The following is a 22416-nucleotide window of genomic DNA, read 5'->3' as shown; positions in this document are numbered from 1 at the left end:
CGACCATCAGGATGGAGTCTTGCATGTTTGCGTCACGAAGCCGTTTCCCGCTGCACGTCGCAGCCTTGTCGAGTGCGATCGTGCTGGCTGCCTGCGGCGGCGGCGATGATGTCGCGTCGACCAGCACCCTGGCGGCGGCCGTTCCCGCGCCGCCCGCCGACCCCGGCTTCGTCGACAGCGCACCACTTCCGAGCGTGCCCGCGTTCGTCGACAACGTCGCGACCAACCAGCGCGGCGATGCGCGCTATGCGACGCTGTCGACCAACGCCGCGGTGCGCGTGGTGAGCCGCTTCCTCGATCTCTGGCAACCGGCGACGATGCTGGTCGACGCGGGCGTGAGCGCGCCGGCAAACGGCGCGTTCCCGGCCATCTCGCCGTCGACCTGCTCCGGGTTGCCGAACAGCGGCGTGTCGTGCGGCACGATCCTGAACGATGCGGTGCTGTCGGCCAACGTGCAGTACGTGGTCAACGCGACGACCGCCCGCACGTCGCAGCAGGCCGATGCCGCGTACTACGACGACCGGCGCGGCAAGGGTTACAGCGTGACCGACGGCATGGGCCCGCTCACCGCCGCGTGGCGCACCGCGGCCCAGCAGACGACCAGCATCACCAGCGTGCCCGCCGATGCGACGACCGTGCTGTACAACGACTCGGGCAACAACGTCGGCGTCGGCAGCAGCAGCGGCAACGCCAGCTTCGGGAAGGTCGTCGACCTGCTCAACGAAATGGGCAACAACGCGTCGACCGAACCGTCGAAGCGCTTCTTCAAATATGCGCGCCCGTACCGCTGGAGCACCAGCGTGGTGGTCGCGCCGACGCTCGTGCCGGCGGAAAGCACGACGCCCGCGACCGACGGCGGCTTCATCAGCGGCCACACGGCCGAGGCGGTGCGCGATGCGACGACGATGGCGTGGCTCGTGCCGGAACGCTTCCAGGAAATGGTCAGCCGCGGCCTCGAACTGGGCGAGAACCGGATCCTCGCCGGCATGCATTCGCCGCTCGACGTGATCGGCGGGCGCATGCTCGCGCTGGCCGTCAGCGCGGCGAACCTGACCGCGTACGCCAATGACGCGCAGGCCGCCTATACGCAAGCCCACCAGGCGCTGCAGCAACTGACGGGGACGAGCGCCACGACCTTCTCCGCCTTCGCACACTCCGGTACGACGGCCACCGACCGGTTCGCCGACTACGCGACGAACAAGGCCGCGTTCCTGCGCCGCATGACGTTCGGCTTCGCCGCGATCGAATCGACGGATGCGCCGCCGGTCGTGCCGAAGGGCGCGGAGATCCTGCTGCAGACGCGCTTCCCGTACCTGAGCGCCGACCAGCGGCGCGTCGTGCTGAAGACGACCGAAGTGCCGTCCGGTTATCCGGTCATGGACGATGCGGAAGGCTGGGGGCGCCTGAACCTGTTCGCGGCCGCCGACGGCTACGGCGCGTTCAACGGCAACGTGATCGTGTCGATGGATGCGTCGCAGGGCGGGCTCAATGCGGCCGACCTGTGGCGCAACGACGTCGCGGGCGCCGGCAAGCTGACGCTGCAAGGCAGCGGCACGCTGACGCTGGCGGGCAACAACAGCTACACGGGCGGCACGCAGGTGAGCGGCGGCACGCTCGCGGCCGCGTCGACGACGGCGTTCGGCAAGGGCGACGTGTACGTCGGCTCGGGCGGCGGCGTGAAGATCGCGGCCAACGCACCGGTGACGATCGCGACCCGCTATACGCAGCTCGACAACACGACGCTCGAACTCGACATCGACGGCAACGGCGGCGGCCGCCTGCGCGTGGGCGGCCCGCTCACCGTCACGGGCGGCACGCTGCGCGTGAAGTTCGTGAACGGCTACACGCCGAAGGCCGGCGACACCATCGCGCTGATCGACGGCGCGGCGGCCGCCGCGAAGTTTGCGACGGTGACGGTCGACGGGTTCAAGGCCACGCCGGTTTATACCGCGACGGGCGTGTCGGTCACGCTGTCGGCGGCGTAGCCGGCAGCGGGCATCGATCCTGGCAGTGAGGCCGCTCGAGGGCGGCTTCGGCTTCGGCTTCGGCTTCGGCTTCGGCTTGGGCTTGGGCTTGGGCTTGGGCTTGGGCCTGGGCTCACGCGAAGCGGGCGGGCGTCGCTGCAGCTCGATGATCGTCGGCAGGTTGAAGTCGTGGACATCCGGCGTGGCGCCGCCCTGCCGCCGGTTCATCTCGGCACAGAGTTCCAGCGCACGCGCCCGCGTCTCGGCGAGCAAGCGCAGCGCCTCGCCGAGCAAGCCCTTCTCCCGTTCCGACAGTTGATCGCCGCGGCTCGTCCATCGAGCGCCATTCGAAGCCGTAGATCGTCGGCCCGTACTACTCGCCATCTCGAATGGCGACCGCGCCGAACCGGACGAGCGCCGTGCCGTCGGGCCCATCTCAAAATTACGATTGCAAATGCCTCTCATTTGCATTAAATTGCCGCGCAAATGTACTGTTTGGAACACAGATGCCGGCGCCAGGCCGCCCGCCGTGCCCGAACGCGAACGACACAAAAAGGAAAAAGGACGGGTATGAGCAGGAGGAACTGGGCGGCCGCACCGATGGCCATCGTCGTCGGCACGGCCGGCATGGGCGCCGCCGACGCGCAGGAGACGGCGCTGCCCGCCATCGAAGTGTCCGCGCAACGCGCGACGGCGCCGTTCCGCACGCGCGAATCGACGAGCGCGACACGCAGCGAGGCGGACGTGATGGAGATTCCGTTCGCGGTCAGCAGCGTCGATACGAAGCTGATCCAGACGGTGGCCGCCACGCGCGGCGACGATCTGTACGACTGGGTCGCGGGCGTCTCGCGCCAGAACAACTTCGGCGGCCTGTGGGACAACTACGCGGTGCGCGGCTTCGCCGGCGACGGTGGCACGTCCGGCACCGACTACCTGGTCAACGGCTTTTCGTGGAATCGCGGGATGAGCGTGCCGCGCGACACCGTCAGCCTCGAGCGCATGGAAGTGCTCAAGGGGCCGGCGTCCGCACTGTATGGCCGCGGCGACCCGGGCGGGATCATCAGCTATACGACGAAGCAGCCGCAATTCGCTCGCGCGAACACCATCGGCGTGTCGGCCGGCAGCTACGGCGCGTTGCGTCAGACGCTCGATTCGACCGGCCCCGTCACGAAAACGCTCGCGTACCGCTTCGTCGCGATGAACGAGAACAACGGCAGCTTTCGCGACACTGTGTCGAGCAAGCGCTACCTGTTCTCGCCGTCGTTCACGTGGGACATCGGCGCGGACACGACGCTCCACTATGAATTCGAGAGCGCGCGCCAGCGTGCGCCGCTCGATCGCGGCGTGCTGGCGGTCAATGGCCAGCTGGGCGTGATCCCCGCGTCGCGCTTTCTCGGCGAGCCGCGCGACGGCGACTACGACGTGCGCAACACGGGCCATCAGTTCACGCTCGAGCACCGCATCGATTCGAGCTGGTCGATCAATGCCGGCGTCGCGCAACGCAACACCGACCTGTCGGGGCGCTCGTCCGAGGCGTTCGCGTTGCAGCCGGACGGCCGCACGCTGTGGCGCCGCTACCGGCAAGTCGCGTTTCACTCGAACGACCTGCAAGGCCGCGTCGAAACGACCGGCACGTTCCGCACCGGCGGCATCGGCCACACGCTCGTGATGGGCGTCGACGCGTATCGCTTCAACTATGACCAGTTCGTCGCGCGCTCGACGCCGAGCGCCGCGGCGCCGTATGCGATCGACATCTTCGATCCGGTCTACGGCCAGCCCGCGCCCGCGCTGCGTACCGCGACCAACCTGCTCGAACGCGATGACGGACAAGGCGTCTACGCGCAGGACACGCTCGCGTTCGGGCCGCACTGGAAGATCCTGGCCGGGCTGCGCTGGGATCGCTTCCACCAGTCGATCGACAACCGCCTGAAGGGCGTGACGACGAGCCAGTTGCAGACCGCGGTGAGCCCGCGTCTCGGCGTCGTGTATGAAATGAGCCCCGCGTGGTCGTTCTATGCGAACACCGCGTATTCGTTCCGGCCGAACAACGGCGCGGACGTCGGCGGCAACGCGTTCGATCCCGAAAAAGGCCACGGCTACGAAGCCGGCGCGAAATGGGCGGGCGCGCGCTCGCTCACGACCGTCTCGGCGTTCTACGTGACCAAGCGCAACGTGCTGACCGCCGATCCGGCGAATGCCGGCTTCTCGCGCGCGGCCGGCGAAGTACGCAGCCGCGGCGTCGAATTCGAATGGAGCGGCGACCTCGGGCACGGCCTGCGCGGCCTCGTCAACCTCGCGTACGTCGATGCCGAAGTCACGCGCGACACGGTGCTGACGCCCGGCGCGCGGCTCGTCGACATACCGCGGCTGAGCGGCAGCGCGCTGCTGATGTACGAGACGACCCTGCCGTTCGCGGACAAGGCCGGCGCCGGCGCCGGCGTGATCTATGTCGGCCGCCGCGCCGGCAACACGGCCAACACGCAGGACGGCTTCGAGCTGCCGGCCTACGCGACCGTCCAGCTCAACGGCTACGTGCAGGTCAACAAGCACCTGCGGGCGTCGGTCGTGCTGAACAACCTGTTCAACCGCACCACCTACGTCAGCTCGTACAACAGCCTGTGGGTCACGCCGGGCGCGCCGCGCAGCCTGTTCGCGTCGCTCGCGTACTCGTTCTAGCGCGGCCGGGCGGCTGATGCGACGTGCATCGCGCGTCAGCCGCCGACCACGAACCGCGCGCCCAGTGCGAGCAGCAACGCAGGCGGCATCACGCACGCGCCGACCGCGAGGAATGCGCGGAAACCGACCTGCAGCCCTTCGCGCCGGATCGCCGCCAGCCACAGAATCGTCGCGAGCGAACCGGTGATCGACAGGTTCGGGCCAAGATCCACGCCGATCAGAATCGCGTCGACCACCGTCTGCGGGCTGTGCGCGGCGTGGATCGTCGAACTCGCGATCAGCCCGGCGGGCAGGTTGTTGACCGCGTTCGACACCAGCGCGACCGCGACGCCGGCCACGGCCGCGGCGACGTGCTCGCCGCTTTGCATCAGCAGATGCAGCAGCCCCGCCAGCGCGTGCACCGCGCCGGTCCGGTCGAGCGTCTCGACGACGACGAACAGCCCCGCGACGAGCGGCAACACGCTCCATGAAATCGCGCGCACGATCGGCACGCACGCCGCGCGATCCCGCATCGCCACGCACGCGACCGTGACGACGCCCGCCAGCGCGGTCGGCAACCCGAGCGGGCGATCGGCGACCGACACCGCCATCAGCGCGACGGCCGTTGCGGCGATGCCCGCCAGCGCGATGCGGCCGCCGCTGGTCAGCGGCTGCACCGGCAGCCCGGACTCGCAACGGCCGGACAGCGCACGCCGCTGCACGATCCGCAGCATCACGAACGTGCAGACGATCGACGCGACGGACGGCGCCGCGAAGTGCGCGAGCCAGACGCCGAGCGCCGGCATGTGCGCGCCGTACAGCACCAGGTTCGCCGGATTCGAAATCGGCAACACGAAACTCGCGGCATTGGCGACGAGCGCGCAGCTGTACAGCAGCGGCATCGGGTCGGCCTTCGCGCGGCGCGCGGCGGCAAGCACCGCGGGCGTCAGCACGACGGCGGTCGCATCGTTCGACAGGAACACCGTGGTGACGACGCCGACCCCGTAGATCAACGCGAACAACCGCCGCGGCGAGCCCTGCGCGAGATTGACGACGTGCGTCGCGACCCAGTCGAACAGCCCCTCGCGACGAGCCGCCTCGGACAGCAGCATCATGCCCGTCAGGAAGAGGTACACGTCGCCGCCTTTCGCGACGGCGTCCAGCGCCTGCGCAGCCGGTAACAGGTTCAACACGACCAGCAGCAGCGCGCCGCTCACGGCCCAGGTGGCCTCGGGCCAGCCGAACGGACGCGTGATGACACCCGCGGTGGCGAGCGCGGAAATCAGCCAGGCAAGCGAAACAGGATTCATGGGCAAGGGGATGGAGGCATGGAAATCGACATCGCCTTCACGACGATGTCGCCGATAGATCGGCGGGCTTGCCGCACACGCGGCCCAGCGCGCGCGCATGACCGAGCCACAGCGCGAGCGAGCCCGTCGACACGGCGCCCAGCACGACGAACGCGGCCGGATAGCCGAAGTGCTGCGCGAGTACGCCGCCCAGCACGGGACTGAGCGCCGCGCCGATGCCCTGCGCGGTCGCGACGGCGCCCTGCCCGGCATTCACACGGCCGGAGCCATGCAGCAGGTGAACGACGAGTGCGGGCACGACCACGCTTTGCAGCCCGGCGCCGATGCCGTCGAGCACCTGCACCGGCCACACGCCCGCTTCGCTCAGCCACGCCGCGGCGACCAGCCCGCGCACCGGCAGCACGAGGTACGAGAACAGCAGCACCCGCCAGTAACCGTGCGCGCGAATCAGCCGGGGCGCGAGCCACGCCGCCGCGATCATCACGCACTGCGCGATGACGATCGTCTGGGCGGTGAACGCGCTCGCGTTGCTGCGATGCGTGACGACGACGCCCATCCCGTAGAGCGGCAGCATCGCCGCGTTGCCGAGATGAAACAGCGCGAGCGACGCGCCGAGCAGCACCAGCGGCCGGTTGTCGGCGAGCGTGCGCAGGCCGCCGACGCGCGACGCCGGTGCGGACGCCGACTCCGACTCCGACTCCGACTCCGATGCCGCATCCGACGCATGTGGTGGATGCGCAGCATCCGTTCCCGGTGCGGCACCGGCAGGATCGAGACCCCGTGCGGACGCGTGATCGATCGCGTGCCCGGGAATCGCCAGCGTGCTCACGATGGCGAGGACCGTGAACACGCCGACCAGCGCGAACACCGCGTCGAATCCGACATGCCAGCCGAGCCACCCGGCGAGCGCCGCACCGGCGACGTTGCCGGCGTGGTTCGCCATCTGGTTGCGCCCGAACTGCCGGTCGAAACCTTGCCGACGCACGATGCCGAGCGTCACGCCCGCGGCGGCCGGCGCCAGCACCGCGCCGCTGACCGCCGCCACGACCTGCGACGCCGCCACCGCCGGATAGCCGTGGACGAACCTCATCGCCAGCGACGCCAGCGCCGTCACCGCGGTCGCCACGACGATCAGCGCCCGCTTCGCGCGCACCGTGTCGACGAGCGCGCCGGCCAACGGCGTCGCGGCCATCGCGGCGAGCCCGGCCAGCGTCATGACCGAGCCGATCGCATCGGCGCCCCAGCCGCGCGACAGCAGGATGACGCCGATGAACGGGCCGATGCCGGCCTGCACGTCGGCGAGGAAGAAGTTGAGCGCTTCGAGCGCGCGCGCCGCTCGCATGGCCGTCTCAGCGTCGCACGATCAATCGGCATCCGCATCGACGAGCTCGGCGATCTCGCTCACGTCGAGCGTCGTGCCGTGCGGCGTGACGACGCCGTGCCCCCACGCCTGCACATGGACACCGGGACGCAGATACTCGTGCAGCGCTTCAGCCGCATGCGGCGGCACCCGCAACGCGACGCCGCTCGTCAGCAACGCGCCGTTCAACTCGCCTTTCGGGCCGTGCAGCGCAAACGCGACTTCGCCGCTCGATTCCAGCGGTTGTCGAGCGGGGTGCGTCGGCTTCGCCGGCGCAGCATGCGCGGGCCCGTCGTCGACGATGTCGACGCCGTCGCGGCCGGTCAGTTGCACGGCCGCGATCATCTCGGCGCGACGCGGCTTGACGCCCCGTACGCGGATGCGGTCGCCGACCGCGACACGACGCACCAGTTCGCGGCCCAGATGCGGCGGCACGTGAACCTGCAGGTCGCCGTTCAGGATCAGGCCGTCGACGTCTCCGTGCGGATTCAGCAGGAACTGCGTGACGCGGCCGCGCGTTTCGGGCAGGCAGGCGGGATCGATCCAATGCATGGCAGGACTCCTTTCGATGGGTTTCGGAATGGCGTCGCGCTCAGCGCGCGACATCGTCATAGAGATTCACGACATGGCCCGGCGCGCCGAACGCCGTCGCCTGCAGCGCTTCGCCGTAGGCGTTGCGCGTGCCGTAGCCGACCGCGGCCACACGCTCGCCGGGGACGAGCAGCGCGCCGAATTGCTGCGCGGCCGGAACGGTCAGCTTGACGATCGCGCCGCTGTCGAGCATCACGCCGTCCGGCTCGCCGCGCGGCGCCCGTGTCACGCGGCGCACGACGCCGGACACGCTCAGGCGGGCGAGGTTGACGCCGCGCAGCATGGGCGGCACCGGCGCGACGGGCGCGGGCGGCTGATCGGACAGCGACGCGCCGGTGCCGTCGTTGCGGACGACGCGGGCACGGATCTCATCGTCGACGCGTCGATCGCCGGCGACCGTCACGCGGTCGCCCGTCTTCACGAGCGCAGTCAGTTGCGAACCGAGATGAGGCGGCAGGCGGACGAGCGTGCCGTCGGAGAACACGAAGCCGTCGACGGTGCCTTCCGGGTTGATCGTCAGGCGCGACAGCGTGCCGGACACCAGCGCATGCCGTGCGGTGTCGTTTCCGGGCACGGCAGGCACCAGTGCGCGAGGCCGAGGAGGAGCAGGCGGCGGCACGGCGCCGGCCGGATCTTCCGCGCGCGGTGCGGGCGGAACCTGCGCCACGCTGACCGTTGCGACGGCAACGAGCGCGGCCGCGCAGAGCATGCGAGACGAGCGGCGCACGGCGGCACGGCGCCGCGGCCGCGATCGAACGACAGGCAGGTACGACTTCATGACGGGCTCCGGCGACGGGTTGCGATGCATCGATATCCGCAATACCCGTGCCAACCCGCGACGCCCCGCGTGGCCATGCGCCGAACGACGACGTGCGCGAAATCTGTCGGATTTCCCGACACGTCGCGTCGCCGGATGTCGGCATTCCCGACAGTCGAAACGGCGCGCCTCACTCCTTGCACTACGACCGGCAACGCGTGTTCGCAAGCCCGTTATTAGCGTGAACAGGCCCTAGTCGTCGCGCTCGATCCCGAGATTCGCCATGCGCGCATAGAGCGACTGGCGGCCGATCCCGAGCAGCCTCGCGGCTTCCGCGCGGTTGCCGTTCGCGCGTTCGAGCGCGCGCAGAATCGCCGCGCGCTCGACCGTCGCCAGTGCATCGGGCAGCGGCATGTCGAGCAGGTGCGCCGGCACCGCATCGGCGTGCGGCTCGCGCGCCGGCACGGCGGCCAGGCCGAGATCGGCCGCGCCAATGGCCGGCCCGGGGGCGAGCGCGGCCGCCCGCTCCATCACGTTGCGCAGTTCCCGCACGTTGCCCGGCCAGCGGTGATCGAGCAGCGCGCGCTGCGCGTCGTTCGTCAGATGCAGCGCGCGCGTGCCCGCCGCGCTGCCGAGGAAATGCGCGGCGAGCGGAAGGATGTCGGCCACACGCTCCGCGAGCGGCGGCAGGTGCAAAGGAATGACGTTCAGCCGATAGAAGAGGTCTTCGCGGAACGTGCCGTCCGCGACGGCCGCGGCAAGGTCGCGGTGCGTCGCGGCCACGACGCGAATGTCGATCGCCGTGGCGCGATCCGCGCCGAGCGGCATCACCTGGCGCTCCTGCAGCGCGCGCAGCAGCTTCGCCTGCATCGCGGCGGGCATGTCGCCGATCTCGTCGAGAAAGAGCGTGCCGCCGTCGGCCTCGACGAGCCGCCCCGCGCGATCGGCATGCGCGCCCGTGAACGCACCGCGACGATGCCCGAACAACTCGCTTTCGAGCAGGTCGGCCGGGATGGCCGCGCAGTTGACGGCGACGAACGGCCCCGCATGCCGGGCCGACGCCGCATGCAGCACGCGGGCGGCCACCTCCTTGCCCGTGCCCGTCTCGCCGGTCAGGAGCACGGTCGCGTCGCTCATCGCGGCGCGGCCGACCTGCTTCTGCACGTCGCGCATCGCGGCGCTCACGCCCAGCAGCCGCGGTCGGTCCGCCGACGGTTCGCCCGCGAAATCGCTGTCGCCCGGCGCGCGCACGGGCGGCTGATTCGCCGACACGATGCGTTCGAGCAGTTGCGCGATGTCGCGACGCCCGATCGGCTTCGTCAGGTGATCGAACGCGCCGAGCCGCATCGCTTCGATCGTGTTGTCGCTGGTCGCATGGGCCGTCAGCATGACGACCGGAATCGCGGCCAGCGCAGGATCGTCGCGCAGTCGCGCGAGCACGGCCAGCCCGTCCAGATCCGGCAGGCGGAAGTCCAGAAAGATGCATTCGACGCCCCCGCCGTCGCGCAGCGCGCTGAGCGCGGCGCGGCCGGAGGCCGCCTCGACGGCGCGATGACCGAGATCGGCGAGCGTTTCGGCGAGGCTGTCGCGAAAGGCCGCGTCGTCGTCGACTATGAGGATGTTTGCCATGGAATTTCAATCACGAATGCGGCGCCCCCGTCGAGGCGCGCGTGCCCGCCGTGCGCCGCAGCCACTTCGCGGACGACGGCCAGACCAAGGCCCGTGCCCTCCGCGCGGCCCGTCACGAACGGCTCGAAAATCCGCTCGCGCTGCGCGGCCGGCACGCCGGGGCCGCTGTCCGACACGGTGAGGCACAGCCAGTCGCGCCCGGCGAACGTGCGCCGCTCGGCGGCGAGCGTGACCGCACCGCCGTCGCCCGCGTGGTGCAGCGCGTTGAGCAGCAGGTTGTCGAGCGCCCGCCGCATCTGGTCGGGATCGAAAGCAGGACGATCCGACGGCCATGCCAGCCGTTCGGCCTGCCCGCCGAGCGACAGCGTCAGATCGATCGCTTGCCGCTGCGCCAGCTCGCGGTGTGCGTCGACGACCTGCGCGAGCCAAGCGTCGACGTCGACCCGTGTCGCATGCGGGCGCACCGGCTGCGTCAGCGCGAGCAGGCTCGACAATTGCGCATCGATGCGCTCGATCTGCGCGAGGATCACGCGCAGCGCGTCCTGCTGCCGCCGGCCATCGCCGGCCAGCGCGTTTTCCGCCTTCAGCCGCATCGCGCCCATCGGATTGCGAATCTCGTGCGCGACCTGCGCGGCCAGCTTGCCCAGCATGCCGAAGCGTTCGGCCTGCGCGAGGCGCGTGCGCAGTTCGTCGGCCTGCTGCTGCAGCCGATCCGCGCGCCGCGCCCGCTCGTTGAACGCATCGATGACGCGGTCGAGATCGGGCTCGCCGACGTACGGCAGATGATGCTCGCGACCGTCGGGCCCCAGCCCGCTCTCGATCCGCGCGAGGTTGCGCTTCCATCGGCGCAGCGCCACGGCCAGCGCCGCCGCGATCGCCAGGATCACGGCGAGGACGGCCGCGAGGCCCGTGGCCAGCAACTCGCCGTGCCGGCCCAGCGGCGGGCGCGCACGCGTCAGCATCCACACGTACAGCCCCGATCCGCCGCGTACCGGGCAGGCCGCCGCGATCACGGCATCCTGCGCGCCTTCGACGACGTTCGCGGTCGCGGCACGCGTCGCGGCCGCGGCGCGCAGCGTGCGGAGGATCAGCGGCGTTTCCGCTTCCGGTACGTCGTGTTTGACGCCGCTGCCCTGGTAGGTGGGAAAGGAATACGCGAGAAAGCCGCTTGCCGCGGGGGCGGCGCCGGGCATCCAGAACCCGCCTTCCATGTCGGGGGCACGGGAGAGCACGATGTCGAGGATCGCATGCATCAGCTCCGGGGCGGGCCCGGCGCCCGGCGACGCGGAAGACGCGCTGTAACGCGACGCGACCGCTTCGCAGGCCGACGCGCCGGCGGCCTTTGCGCTCGCGACCTGCTGACTCTCGGCGGAACTCGCCGTGATCCAGACGACCGCGACCAGCGTCGCGCACAGCGCCGCGACGAGTGCCCAGAGCATGACGAGTTGGGTGGAAAACGACGGACGCTTCATCGGATCGGGCTGGCGGCTGAGGACGACAGCATAGCGTATCGCCTGTCATGCGAAGCCGCCACGCTCGCCATGCAGCGCACGGGCGTCCTGCCGGGCCGGCGGCACCGGCTCGCCCCGGAAAGCCTCGGGCGCTGGACGGCCTTTGGTCCAGCGTCCAGCCCGACGCTTCCCGTCGAACCCCCATGCGCATCGTTTCCGTTAGCACCTTGCTGCACCCGCTCCGGCCGCCGCAAGTCATGCCATCCCGAACGCAGACGATGACAGCGGCGGGAAGCGGCGGCGACCGCGCAGGGTGCGCGTCGGGAGCGGGCGGGTCAATGACGCGTTATCAGGCAACGGCCGCGTCAGCCCGCGACTCGCGGAATCCTCGCCCCCCGACCGGCGTGCGATTCGATGCGCCGCGTCGAACGTCGACCGCGCGGCATGCGCGGCGCATCCGGTTTTCGGCTGGCGCGTTGGCCGCGTCGGCCGCCTCTCCTGTCAGCGCGCGTCCACGGGCACGGCAGCGCGCTTCGCCACACCGTCCCGCTCGATCCGCTCGACGATACGAGCGAGCCGAATGATGTCGGTCAGCGCGAAATCGGCCGCATCGGGCCGCGGCCTGCCGCACTGGTCGGCCATGCGCGTCGCGAACGCGAGCGCTTCGGCACGCTCGCGCAGCAGCGCGCGCAATGCATCCGCGATCACCTGCCGGTCGCGCGGATCATCCAGGCCCAGCACGGAACCGTCATCCGGCATCGCGAACGGCCCAGCCGCCAGCACGGCAACATCCGGCACGCGCATCGTGTTTCGTTCCATGGTCTTCCTCGTTGCCGACTCGCGACCGACCTGCGCGTCACCGCCGGTTCGACCGCGACACCACGTCGATCCACACCGCCAGCACCAGCACGGCGCCCTTGACGATCATCTGCCAGTACGCGTCGACGTCCAGCATCGACATGCCGTTGTCGAGGCTCGCCATCACGAGCGCGCCGATCAGCGCGCCGTAGACGGTGCCCGACCCGCCGCGCATCGACGTGCCGCCGATGAAGCACGCGGCGATCGCATCGAGTTCGCCCATCGTGCCGGCGGACGGCGACCCCGCCGCCAGCCGCGCCGTGTTCACCAGGCCGGCAAACGCACACATCAGCCCCATCAGCGCGAAGATCGCGAGCTTCACGCGGTCGGTATCGACGCCCGACAGCCGCGTCGCCTCCAGGTTGGAACCGACGGCGTAGATGCGCCGGCCGAACACGGTCTGCGTCGCGATCCACGAGAACACGCCGAGCAGCACGAGCAGCAGCAGCACGGGCACCGGGATGCCGCCGTAGCGGTCGAGCGTCGCGACGAACGCGAACAGCACCGCGCCGGCACCGACGATCTTCGCGACGTCCTGCCAGCGCGGCGCGACCGCGAGCCGGTAGCGCCGCCGCGTCGCGCGCTGCCGCACCACCAGCAGCAACACGAGCGCGAACAGCAGGATCGCGAGGCCGTCCCCCGCGAGGCGCGGCAGATAGCCCTGCCCGATGAACACGAAGCCGTCCGACACCGGCGCGATCGTCGAGCCGCCCGTCACGCCGAGCAGGATCCCGCGAAACGCGAGCATCCCGCCCAGCCCGACGATGAACGACGGCACGCGCCGATAGGTCGACCACCAGCCGTTGAAGAGCCCGATCAGCACGCCGAGCGCGAGCACGGCCGGGATCGTCGCCGCGACCGGCCAGTGGCGGTTGACGTCGAGGATCGCCGCGACGCCGCCGAGCAGCCCGAGCAGCGAGCCGACCGACAGGTCGATCTCGCCCGCGATGATGACGAACACCATCCCGCACGCGAGCATGCCGGTGATCGACATCTGGCGCAGCAGGTTCGAGACGTTGCGCGGTGTGACGAACGCGCCGTCCGTCAGCACCGAGAAGAACGTCCAGATCACGACGACCGCCAGCAGCAGCGCGAGCAGCTTGTAGCGCGCGAAGATCTGGCGAAGCGGCAGCCGCGCCGTGCGGCCGGCGGCACGCTGCGCGTCGGCATCCGGCGTCGCCGGGGTCGAGGAAGAAAGTTCGGAATTCATGTCGCGCTCATTGCGGTGGGTTCGGTGGACAGTCGCGCGGGCTTCAGCGCGGCGCCGAGTATCTGTTCCTGCGTGAGGCCGTCGTTGACGAAATCGCCGCGCAGCTCGCCTTCGCCGATCACCAGCACGCGATCGGCCAGCCCGAGCACCTCGGGCAGCTCCGACGACACGACGATCAGCGCGACGCCGCGCTGCGCCAGCGCGAAGATCAGCCGGTAGATCTCCACCTTCGCGCCCACGTCGACGCCGCGCGTCGGCTCGTCGAGGATCAGCACCTGCGGCTCGGCCAGCAGCATCTTGGCGAGCACCGCTTTCTGCTGGTTGCCGCCGGACAGGCTCGCGATCGGCAGGAACGGATGCGCGGCGCGCACCGACAGCCGCTGCATCTCGGTGCGGATCGCGTCGAGTTCGGCGGCCGCGTCGATCCGCCCGCGCGCCGCGAAGCGCCGCAACACCGCCAGCGTGATGTTGTGGCCCACGCCGAGCTGCGGCACGATGCCGTGGCGCTTGCGGTCCTCGGGCACCATCGCGATCCCGGCGCGGATCGCGTCGGCCGGCGAACGGATCGACAACACCCGGCCGTTCATCAGCACGGTCGCCGTGCACGCGCCCGGATACGCGCCGAAGATCGCCTGCATCAGCTCGGTGCGGCCCGCGCCCACGAGCCCGGCGACGCCGAGGATCTCGCCGCGCCGCACGCTGAACGACACGTCGTCGACCCGCTTGCGGCGTGCGTTCGTCACGTCGCGACAGGTCACGTTGCGCGCTTCCAGCACGACCTCGCCGATCTCGTGCGGCTCGCGCGGATACAGGTCGCGAATCTCGCGGCCGACCATCATCGCGATGATCCGGTCGGTGGTCAGCGCGCGCATCGGCTCGGTCGCGACATGACGGCCGTCGCGGATCACGGTGACCGTATCGCAGACGGCCGCGACCTCGTCGAGCTTGTGCGAGATGTACACGCACGCGACGCCGCGCCGCTTCAGGTCGCGCACGATGTCGAGCAGGATGCGCGTTTCGGCGGCGCTCAGCGACGACGACGGCTCGTCGAGGATCAGCAGCTTCGCGTCCTTGTTCAACGCCTTCGCGATCTCGATCAACTGCTGGTGGCCGCCGCCGTAGTTCATGACCGGCTGCGCGACATTGATCGAGTCGATCCGCAATTCGTGCAGCAGTTCCTCGGCGCGCCGGACCATCGCGGCGAAGTGCATGCGCCCGCCCGGCAGCGTGATCTCGTTGCCGAGGAAGATGTTCTCGGCCACCGACAGCTCGGGCACGAGCATCAGCTCCTGGTGGATGATCACGATGCCCGCCCGCTCCGTGTCGCGCACGCCGGATGCCGCGAGCGGCGCGCCTTCCCAGCGGATGTCGCCATCCCACGTGCCGTGCGGATAGACACCCGACAGCACTTTCATCAGCGTCGACTTGCCCGCGCCGTTCTCGCCGCACAGCCCGACGCATTCGCCGGGCCGCACGGTGAGGTCGATGCCGTCGAGCGCTTTCACGCCGTCGAAGGTCTTGACGATGCCGCGCATCGTCAGCAAGGGTTCCGTCATTCGTTCTTGCCTCGCAGTCAACGCGGCCGCCGTCGCGACGGCCGCGCATCGCGTCCGTCGTACGCTTACTGGCTCGCCAGCTGCGCCTGGGTATAGAAGCCGTCCTTCACGACGACGTCGACGTTGCGCTTGGTCAGCAGCGTCGGCTGCAGCAGCACCGTGTCGACCTTCTTCCTGCCGTTGTCGTATTGCGCGTTGAACGCGGGTTTCGCGCCCTTCGCGAGATCCACGGCCAGCTTGGCCGCTTCGCTCGCGATCAGCTTGAGCGGCTTGTAGACGGTCATCGTCTGCGTGCCGGCGATCACGCGCTTGACCGCCGCGAGATCCGCGTCCTGCCCGGACACCGGCACCTTGCCGGCCAGATGCTGCGCGGCGAGCGCCTGGATCGCGCCGCCGGCCGTGCCGTCGTTCGACGCGACGATCGCATCGATCTTGTTGTTGTTCGCGGTCAGCGCATCCTCGGTGATCCGCAGCGCGGTCGACGCGCTCCATTCGGGCACCCACTGCTGGCCGACGACCTTGATGTCGCCACGATCGATCGCGGGCTTCAGCACCTTCAGTTGTCCTTCGCGCAGCATCTTCGCGTTGTTGTCGGTCGGTGCGCCGCCGAGCAGGAAGTAGTTGCCCTTCGGTTTCGCATCGTAGACGCCCTGCGCCTGCAGCTCGCCGACCTTCTCGTTGTCGAACGAGATGTAAGCATCGACGTCCGCGTCGAGGATCAGCCGGTCGTACGACACGACCTTGATGCCGGCCTTCCTCGCTTCGGCGACGACGTTGCCGAGCGTCTTCGAGTTGAACGGCACGATCACGATCACGTCGACGCCGCGCGAGATCAGGTTCTCGATCTGCGAAATCTGTCGCGCCTCGCTCGCGTCGGCCGACTGCACCGACACCTTCGCGCCGAGCTTCGTCGCGGCCGCGACGAAATAGTCGCGATCGCGCGACCAGCGCTCGACGCGCAGGTCGTCGATGCAGAAGCCGATTTCAGGTTTGTCCTTGCTCGCGTGCGCGAGCGGTGCGCCCAGCGCGAGGATCGCCAGCGCAGCGGCGCCGGCAAGCGAACTCAATACGGTACGACGCGTCACGGATTGCATGTCTCCACTCCTTGTTTTTGGACAACTTCACGAACGCCGGGCGAACGCCGAAATGCGCCGCCCGCATCGAGTCACTGCAAAGCACGGCATCGTGCGACGCGCAACGCGTCAGCGATCCCCACGTCAAACGCCCGTGGCAAACACCGGTGCGAGCGCACGGTAAAGCGCGCGAAAAGTCGGCCGCCGCGCGTCGCGATACCACGCGTGGCGCGCCAGGTCCGGCTCGTGCACCGCGATGATCGGCGGCTGCGGGCACACGTCGTCGAGCGGCGCATCCGGTTCGAGCGCGAGATGCGCGAGGCGCGCGGCGCCCAGTGCCGGCCCCACCTCGCCGCCCGCACGCAAGGTCAGCGCACGGCCGCTCAGATCGGCGAGCATCTGCGTCCAGTACGCGCTGCGCGAGCCGCCGCCGATCACCGTGATGCTGTCGGGCGCAAGCCCGGCCGCATGCAACGCGTCGATGCCGTCGAGCAGCGCGAAGCCGACGCCTTCGAGCGTCGCGTTCGCGAGATCCGCACGCTGCGTGTCGGGCGTGAGCCCGTAGAACACGCCCTTCGCATTCACGTCGTTGTGCGGCGTACGCTCGCCGCTCAGGTAAGGCAGGAACCACGGGCGGCTCGTGCGTGCATGCGTCTCGGCATCGTCGAGCAGCGCCGCGACACCGTCGTAACCGGCCAGTTGCGCGGTGACGTCGAGACAGCCGGCCGCGTTCAGCATCACGGACATCAGGTGCCACGTGTCCGGCAGTGCGTGACAGAAGCTGTGCACGGCCGATTCGGGATTCGCGCGGAACCCGTCCGACACCGCGAAATAAACGCCCGACGTGCCGAGCGACAGCAGCGCATCGCCGGGCCGCACGATGCCGACACCCACCGCGCCGGCCGCGTTGTCGCCGCCGCCGGCCACCACCGGGATCTCGCGCAGCCCGAGCGCGCGTGCGACAGCCGGCAGCAGCGTGCCGGTGACGCGATTGCCGTCGAACACGGCCGGCATCTGCGCACGCGACAGCCCGCAGGCGGCCAGCAGCGTGTCGTCGTAGTCGCGCTTCGCGACGTCGAGCCACAGCGTGCCCGCGGCATCCGACGGATCGGTCGCGAATGCGCCGGTCAGCCGGTAGCGCAGGTAGTCCTTCGGCAGCAGCACGTGGGCGATGCGTGCGAACACGTCAGGTTCGTGACGGCGCACCCACAGCAGCTTCGGCGCGGTGAACCCCGGCATCGCGATGTTGCCGGCCACGGCGCGCAGCGTGGGCGCGAGTCGTTCGAGTTCCGCGCACTCCGCATCCGCGCGGCCGTCGTTCCACAGGATCGCGGGGCGCAGCACCTCACCGTGCGTATCGAGCAGCGTCGCGCCGTGCATCTGGCCGGTCAGTCCGAGTGCGTCGATGTCGCGCGGATCGATACCGGCCGTGCGCGCATCCGACACGAGTGCGGCCAGCACGCCGCAGGCGGCATCCCACCAGTCGCGCGGGGCCTGCTCGGACCAGCGCGGCTGCGGCCGGCTCACCGCGAGCGGGCGGCTCGCGCTCGCGCGCACCGCGCCGTCGCGGTCGAGCAGCACCGCCTTCACGCCCGACGTGCCGAGATCGAGTCCGATGTACATGGCGTCAGCGCAGCCCGTAGATCGCCTGGTTCACGATGTTCTCGCAGCGCTCCTGCGCACCGCTCACGTGCTGCGGGTTCACGCCGCGCGCGAGCGCATCGGCCGCGAGCGACGCCAGCGTATAGTCGCCCGACAGGATCTTGCGGCCGAACGCGTCGTCCCACTGCGCGTAGCGCTGCCGGCGCAGCGCGTCGAGCCGGTCGTTCTCGACCAGCACCGCCGCGCGTTCGAGCGCGAGCGCGAGCACGTCGATCGCGCCGACGTGGCCGTAGAACAGATCTTCCGGATCGATGCTCTGGCGGCGCACCTTCGCGTCGAAGTTCATCCCGCCGGTCGTGAAGCCGCCGTGGCGCAGGATTTCGTAGAACGCGAGCGTCAGCTCCTCGACGCTGTTCGGGAACTGGTCGGTGTCCCAGCCGTTCTGCGGATCGCCGCGGTTCGCGTCGACGCTGCCGAACACGCCGAGCGCGAACGCGTTCGCGATCTCGTGATGGAACGAGTGGCCGGCGAGCGTCGCGTGGTTCGCCTCGATGTTCACGCGGATCTCGTTCTGCAATCCGTACTGCACGAGAAAGCCGTGCACCGTCGCGACGTCATAGTCGTACTGGTGCTTGGTCGGCTCCTGCGGTTTCGGCTCGATCAGCAGCGCGCCCTTGAAGCCGATCCGGTGCTTGTGCTCGACGACCATCGACAGGAAGCGGGCAAACTGGTCGCGTTCACGCTTCAGGTCCGTATTGAGCAGCGTCTCGTACCCTTCCCGCCCGCCCCACAGCACGTAGTTCTCGCCGCCGAGCCGGTGCGTCGCATCGAGCGCATGGCACACCTGGGTCGCGGCCCACGCGAATACGTCGGGGTTCGGGTTCGTCGCGGCGCCGGCCGCGAAGCGCGGGTGCGAGAACAGGTTCGCGGTGCCCCACAGGAGCCGCACGCCGCTCGCCTGCTGACGCTCGCCGAGATAGTCGACCATCCGCGCGAAATTCGCCGCATATTCCCGCAGGCTGTCGCCTTCCGGGGCGACGTCGGTGTCATGGAACGTATAGAAAGGCGTGCCGAGCTTGGTGAAGAATTCAAATGCCGCATCGGCCTTCATCCGCGCGCGTTCGAGCGCGTCGCCCGGCTGCTGCCACGGCCGCTGGAACGCGGCCTGCCCGAAGATGTCGTGCCCCGGCCAAACGAACGTGTGCCAGTAGCAGACGGCGATCCGCAGATGCTCGGCGAGCGTCTTGCCCAGCACACGCCGCTCGGGGTCGTAATGGTGGTACGCGAGCGGATTGTCCGACTGCGGGCCTTCGTAGCGAATCGCGGGAATGTGTTCGAAATACGACATGGCGTCTCCGTGCTGGGTCTTGTTGCAGCGCAACGTGCGTCGGGGTGGCGCACGCGGCCGAATTCGGTAGGCTGGATCGTGCCCGCGCCCCTGCCGGGCGGCAATTGCGAAATTGCGCAGCACGCTTAATGTTTCTTGCCAGCCGCTGCGCGCGGCACACGTTCCGCCCTACAATCGCCAAACACCAGACACCGCGCGCCGCCGACCCGGGCGCGCCCCGGAGACAACGGCACCGCGCCCCTCGACGCACGTGCCCCGAGAGCGAGATGACACGCGTCCCTTCCGCCCAGACACCGCATCGCATCGCGCTGCTGTTCAACGCGAACAAGGTCTACGACCGCGAGATCATCAGCGGCATCGGCCAGTACCTGCACACGACGCGCGTCGTGTGGGACCTGTTCCTCGAAGACGACTTCCGCTGCCGGCTCACCGGCATCGAGCGCTTCGACGGCGACGGCATCATCGCGGACTTCGACGATCCCGCGGTCGCCAGCGCGCTCGCCGGCTCGCCGCTGCCGGTCGTCGCGGTCGGCTCGTCGTACGAGGATCCGGCCCAGTATCCGGACGATGTCCCCTATATCGCGACGGACAACCCGAAGCTCGTGTCGCTCGCGTACACGCACCTGATCGGTGCGGGACTCGCGCATTTCGCGATGTACAGCCTGCCGATCGCGCAGGAGAACCGCTGGGCGCAGCAGCGCGAGCTCGCGTTCGACCGGCTCGCGCGCGCGGACGGGCTCGATGCGCCGATCTACCGCGGGCTGTCGACGAGCGCGTCGGGCTGGAATCACGCGATCGAGCAGCTGATCGGCTGGCTGCATGCGCTGCCGAAACCCGTCGGCGTGATCGCCGTGACCGATGCGCGTGCGCGGCACCTGCTGCAGGCCTGCCTGATCGCCGGGATCGCGGTGCCGGAACAGGTGGCGATCATCGGCATCGACAACGATCCGCTCACGCGCACGCTGACGCGCATTCCGCTGTCGTCGGTGATCCAGGGCACCGAGGAAATGGGCCGTACCGCCGCGCACCTGCTGCACCGGATGCTGCGCGGCGCGCGTTTTCCCGGGCAGCGCATTCTCGTGCCGCCGGTCGGCATCAACGTGCTCGAGTCGACCCGCCATCAGCCGCTGGCGAGCCCGCACGTGATGCGGGCGCGGCATTTCATTCGCCAGTACGCGTGCCAGGGGATCAAGACCGAACAGGTCGCCGACTACGTCGGCGTATCGCGTTCGCTGCTCGAGGAGCACTTCCGGCGCGAATTGCAGCGCACCGTGCACCAGGAAATCCTGCGCCACAAGCTCGAAGCCGCGCAGGCGCTGCTCGCCGGCCGGCAGGCGTCGAGCGCCGAGGTCGCGATCCGCTGCGGGTTCACGTCGCTCCAGTACATGTACGCAGTGTTCAGGCGCGAGCTGGGCTGCACGCCGCGCGAATACCAGGAACGCGCGGCCGCCTCAGCCTCCTGCTGACGGCCGCCGACCATCTGACCTCTTCCCATGCACATCGATACCGATTCCTCCTCCCTGACGCACGGCGCGGCGCGCGTGCATGCCGAGCCGTGGGGCACGCTGCCCGACGGCGAGCCCGTTCGGCGCTACACGCTGCGCAACGCGCACGGGATGCGCGTCGTCGTCAGCGACCTCGGCGCGACCGTCGTGTCGTGGCTCGCCCCCGACCGCACGGGGCGCTTCGCCGATATCGTGCTCGCGCACGACACGCCGGCCGAGTACCTCGAATCGGGTGCCTACCTCGGCGCGACGATCGGCCGCTGGGCGAACCGGATCGCCGGTGCGCGCTTCGAACTCGACGGCATCGGCTACCCGCTCGACCGCAACGAGAACGGCAACCTGCTGCACGGCGGCGCGAACGGCTTTCATCGCGCGCGCTGGGACGTGATCGACGACTGCGGCGGGCTGACGCTTCGACTCGATTCGCCGGAAGGCGACGCGGGCTTTCCGGGCAACGTGACCGTGCAGGTTCGCTACACGCTCGACGACGACGGCACGCTGACGATCGACTATACGGGGCGGACCGATGCACCGACACCGTTGAACCTGACGAATCACAGCTACTTCAACCTGAACGGGCGCCCGGGCAGCGATGTGCGTGGCCATCTGCTGCAGATCGACGCCGACGCGTTCCTCGAAGTGGACGATGCGCTGATCCCGACCGGTACGGCCGACGTGACGGGTACCGCGTTCGATTTCCGGCACAGCGCGCCGATCGGCGCGCGCCTCGACTGGCCGAACGCGCAACTGGCCCGCGCGCGCGGCTTCGATCATTGCTTCGTCCTGGGCGACGGCGCGCGCGAGGCCCGTCCCGTCGCACGCGTCTACGATCCGGAAAGCGGCCGCGAACTGATCGTGTCGACCGATCAGCGGGGCCTGCAACTCTATACGGGCAACTATCTCGATGGCCTGCGCGTGAGCGGCGGCACACGTTGCACGCCACACGCGGCGCTGTGCCTGGAGGCGGGCGGCTTTCCGGATCAGGTCAACATGGCCGGCCTGAGCGGCGCCGTGATCCTTTATCCGGACGCCGTCTATCGGCAGACCACGCGGTATCGGGTGGGCGTTCATGCGTAGCGGGCGCGGGACAGCACGGCCTGGCATTCCCGGTAGAACGTCGCACCGTGAGGATTCCCGGAACCGCATAGGGCGCAGCGCATAAAACCCGCTTCCAGCCAGGGGGCGACATCAAAATATTACGCGCCACGCCCCGCGGATATTCAGGTTGACTACACGATTCGCATGCCGACCGGCGTCGCGTGCGCGGCGCGCCCGGGCCCGCCCTCGTCGGAAGAATCGCCGCGCAAGACGCCGGTTGCGCGGGTCGCGCCATTTGCCCGCTCGTCCGCCTGCATCAATCCGCGCGCCAGCCGCTCGTGACGCATCGGGCGGGCGACACCCCGCGCCGGGCGGCGGGCACCGGTTCGCTTCGCGCCCCTTTCGCGCAAGACTAGCCGACGCCGTCATGCAGCGCCGGGATGTCCGTACGACGCGCGTTGCAACCCGCGCTGCCGGGAAAACCCGCACCCCCCTACGCACACCGCGAT

Annotated in this window: 17 protein-coding genes; 5 read left to right on the top strand and 12 right to left on the bottom strand. The window is 69.8% G+C overall.

From position 1 onward, the window contains the following. Positions 1–23 precede the first annotated feature (23 nt). The 3 genes from CFB39_RS36510 (at position 24) to CFB39_RS36500 (ending at position 4640) form a co-directional block, all read left to right on the top strand. Positions 24–1985, top strand: a complete 1962-nt coding sequence (locus CFB39_RS36510) for a phosphatase PAP2 family protein (protein ID WP_089476676.1) — start codon at positions 24–26, stop codon at positions 1983–1985. A 25-nt stretch (positions 1986–2010) separates the two neighbouring features. Continuing rightward, positions 2011–2283, top strand: coding sequence for a hypothetical protein (locus tag CFB39_RS40430; protein ID WP_089476675.1), 273 nt, complete (start codon positions 2011–2013; stop codon positions 2281–2283). Positions 2284–2534: 251 nt separating this feature from the next. Continuing rightward, positions 2535–4640: a TonB-dependent siderophore receptor gene (locus CFB39_RS36500; RefSeq protein WP_089476674.1), complete on the top strand. Its 2106-nt coding sequence runs from the start codon at positions 2535–2537 to the stop codon at positions 4638–4640. Between the two features lie 35 nt (positions 4641–4675). Here the strand turns inward: CFB39_RS36500 and CFB39_RS36495 are convergent, their stop codons facing one another. From CFB39_RS36495 to xylA, 12 genes are all read right to left on the bottom strand, one after another. Further along, a complete protein-coding gene (locus CFB39_RS36495) occupies positions 4676–5929 on the bottom strand; it encodes an arsenic transporter (RefSeq protein WP_089476673.1) in 1254 nt (417 codons plus the stop codon). A 37-nt stretch (positions 5930–5966) separates the two neighbouring features. Next, a complete protein-coding gene (locus CFB39_RS36490) occupies positions 5967–7271 on the bottom strand; it encodes an MFS transporter (protein ID WP_089476672.1) in 1305 nt (434 codons plus the stop codon). A gap of 21 nt (positions 7272–7292) precedes the next feature. Next, positions 7293–7841 carry a hypothetical protein gene (locus tag CFB39_RS36485; protein ID WP_089476671.1) on the bottom strand — a complete coding sequence of 183 codons (549 nt, stop codon included), beginning with the start codon at positions 7839–7841 and terminating at the stop codon, positions 7293–7295. A 40-nt stretch (positions 7842–7881) separates the two neighbouring features. Then, on the bottom strand, positions 7882–8454 hold the full coding sequence (locus CFB39_RS36480; RefSeq protein WP_256991541.1) for a hypothetical protein: 573 nt from the start codon (positions 8452–8454) through the stop codon (positions 7882–7884). A gap of 435 nt (positions 8455–8889) precedes the next feature. Next, positions 8890–10266 carry a sigma-54 dependent transcriptional regulator gene (locus CFB39_RS36475; protein WP_089476669.1) on the bottom strand — a complete coding sequence of 459 codons (1377 nt, stop codon included), beginning with the start codon at positions 10264–10266 and terminating at the stop codon, positions 8890–8892. Beyond that, on the bottom strand, positions 10248–11738 hold the full coding sequence (locus CFB39_RS36470) for a PAS domain-containing sensor histidine kinase (RefSeq protein WP_089476668.1): 1491 nt from the start codon (positions 11736–11738) through the stop codon (positions 10248–10250). Before CFB39_RS36470 ends, CFB39_RS36475 begins: the two co-directional genes overlap by 19 nt. 480 nt (positions 11739–12218) lie before the next feature. Continuing rightward, entirely contained in the window at positions 12219–12536 is a 318-nt protein-coding gene (locus CFB39_RS36465) for a hypothetical protein (protein ID WP_089476667.1), read from the bottom strand. Between the two features lie 37 nt (positions 12537–12573). Then, complete coding sequence (locus tag CFB39_RS36460; protein WP_089476666.1) at positions 12574–13785, bottom strand: sugar ABC transporter permease; 1212 nt, start codon at positions 13783–13785, stop codon at positions 12574–12576. Next, the gene (xylG, locus tag CFB39_RS36455) at positions 13782–15341 is read right to left on the bottom strand and encodes a D-xylose ABC transporter ATP-binding protein (RefSeq protein WP_089476665.1); all 1560 of its coding nucleotides are present in this window, start codon (positions 15339–15341) and stop codon (positions 13782–13784) included. Before xylG ends, CFB39_RS36460 begins: the two co-directional genes overlap by 4 nt. A gap of 65 nt (positions 15342–15406) precedes the next feature. Next, positions 15407–16435 (bottom strand): D-xylose ABC transporter substrate-binding protein, encoded by a 1029-nt coding sequence (gene xylF / locus CFB39_RS36450; RefSeq protein WP_089476664.1) that lies wholly within the window; start codon positions 16433–16435, stop codon positions 15407–15409. A gap of 123 nt (positions 16436–16558) precedes the next feature. After that, the gene (xylB, locus tag CFB39_RS36445; RefSeq protein ID WP_089476663.1) at positions 16559–18037 is read right to left on the bottom strand and encodes a xylulokinase; all 1479 of its coding nucleotides are present in this window, start codon (positions 18035–18037) and stop codon (positions 16559–16561) included. 4 nt (positions 18038–18041) lie between these two features. Beyond that, entirely contained in the window at positions 18042–19364 is a 1323-nt protein-coding gene (xylA, locus tag CFB39_RS36440) for a xylose isomerase (RefSeq protein ID WP_089476662.1), read from the bottom strand. A gap of 266 nt (positions 19365–19630) precedes the next feature. Between xylA and CFB39_RS36430 the strand changes: the two genes are divergently transcribed. Together CFB39_RS36430 and CFB39_RS36425 are read left to right on the top strand one after the other, a co-directional pair. Next, complete coding sequence (locus tag CFB39_RS36430; RefSeq protein WP_089429335.1) at positions 19631–20830, top strand: DNA-binding transcriptional regulator; 1200 nt, start codon at positions 19631–19633, stop codon at positions 20828–20830. A 27-nt stretch (positions 20831–20857) separates the two neighbouring features. Next, positions 20858–21946 (top strand): aldose epimerase family protein, encoded by a 1089-nt coding sequence (locus tag CFB39_RS36425; protein ID WP_089476661.1) that lies wholly within the window; start codon positions 20858–20860, stop codon positions 21944–21946. Positions 21947–22416: the final 470 nt, after the last annotated feature.

Origin of the sequence: Burkholderia sp. AU6039 (assembly GCF_002223365.1) — a bacterium.
Taxonomy (GTDB): Bacteria; Pseudomonadota; Gammaproteobacteria; order Burkholderiales; family Burkholderiaceae; genus Burkholderia.
Note: the sequence above shows the minus strand (reverse complement) of the source record. Positions and strands in the feature narration are given on the sequence as shown.

What these genes read in the sequence shown, in the direction of transcription:
- CFB39_RS36510 (WP_089476676.1), top strand. Translation starts at nt 24, where the DNA reads ATGTTTGCGTCACGAAGCCGTTTCCCGCTGCACGTCGCAGCCTTGTCG.
- CFB39_RS36500 (WP_089476674.1), top strand. Translation starts at nt 2,535, where the DNA reads ATGAGCAGGAGGAACTGGGCGGCCGCACCGATGGCCATCGTCGTCGGC.
- CFB39_RS36495 (WP_089476673.1), bottom strand. Translation starts at nt 5,929, where the DNA reads ATGAATCCTGTTTCGCTTGCCTGGCTGATTTCCGCGCTCGCCACCGCG.
- CFB39_RS36490 (WP_089476672.1), bottom strand. Translation starts at nt 7,271, where the DNA reads ATGCGAGCGGCGCGCGCGCTCGAAGCGCTCAACTTCTTCCTCGCCGAC.
- CFB39_RS36485 (WP_089476671.1), bottom strand. Translation starts at nt 7,841, where the DNA reads ATGCATTGGATCGATCCCGCCTGCCTGCCCGAAACGCGCGGCCGCGTC.
- CFB39_RS36475 (WP_089476669.1), bottom strand. Translation starts at nt 10,266, where the DNA reads ATGGCAAACATCCTCATAGTCGACGACGACGCGGCCTTTCGCGACAGC.
- CFB39_RS36470 (WP_089476668.1), bottom strand. Translation starts at nt 11,738, where the DNA reads ATGAAGCGTCCGTCGTTTTCCACCCAACTCGTCATGCTCTGGGCACTC.
- CFB39_RS36465 (WP_089476667.1), bottom strand. Translation starts at nt 12,536, where the DNA reads ATGGAACGAAACACGATGCGCGTGCCGGATGTTGCCGTGCTGGCGGCT.
- CFB39_RS36460 (WP_089476666.1), bottom strand. Translation starts at nt 13,785, where the DNA reads ATGAATTCCGAACTTTCTTCCTCGACCCCGGCGACGCCGGATGCCGAC.
- xylG (WP_089476665.1), bottom strand. Translation starts at nt 15,341, where the DNA reads ATGACGGAACCCTTGCTGACGATGCGCGGCATCGTCAAGACCTTCGAC.
- xylF (WP_089476664.1), bottom strand. Translation starts at nt 16,435, where the DNA reads ATGCAATCCGTGACGCGTCGTACCGTATTGAGTTCGCTTGCCGGCGCC.
- xylB (WP_089476663.1), bottom strand. Translation starts at nt 18,037, where the DNA reads ATGTACATCGGACTCGATCTCGGCACGTCGGGCGTGAAGGCGGTGCTG.
- xylA (WP_089476662.1), bottom strand. Translation starts at nt 19,364, where the DNA reads ATGTCGTATTTCGAACACATTCCCGCGATTCGCTACGAAGGCCCGCAG.
- CFB39_RS36430 (WP_089429335.1), top strand. Translation starts at nt 19,631, where the DNA reads ATGACACGCGTCCCTTCCGCCCAGACACCGCATCGCATCGCGCTGCTG.
- CFB39_RS36425 (WP_089476661.1), top strand. Translation starts at nt 20,858, where the DNA reads ATGCACATCGATACCGATTCCTCCTCCCTGACGCACGGCGCGGCGCGC.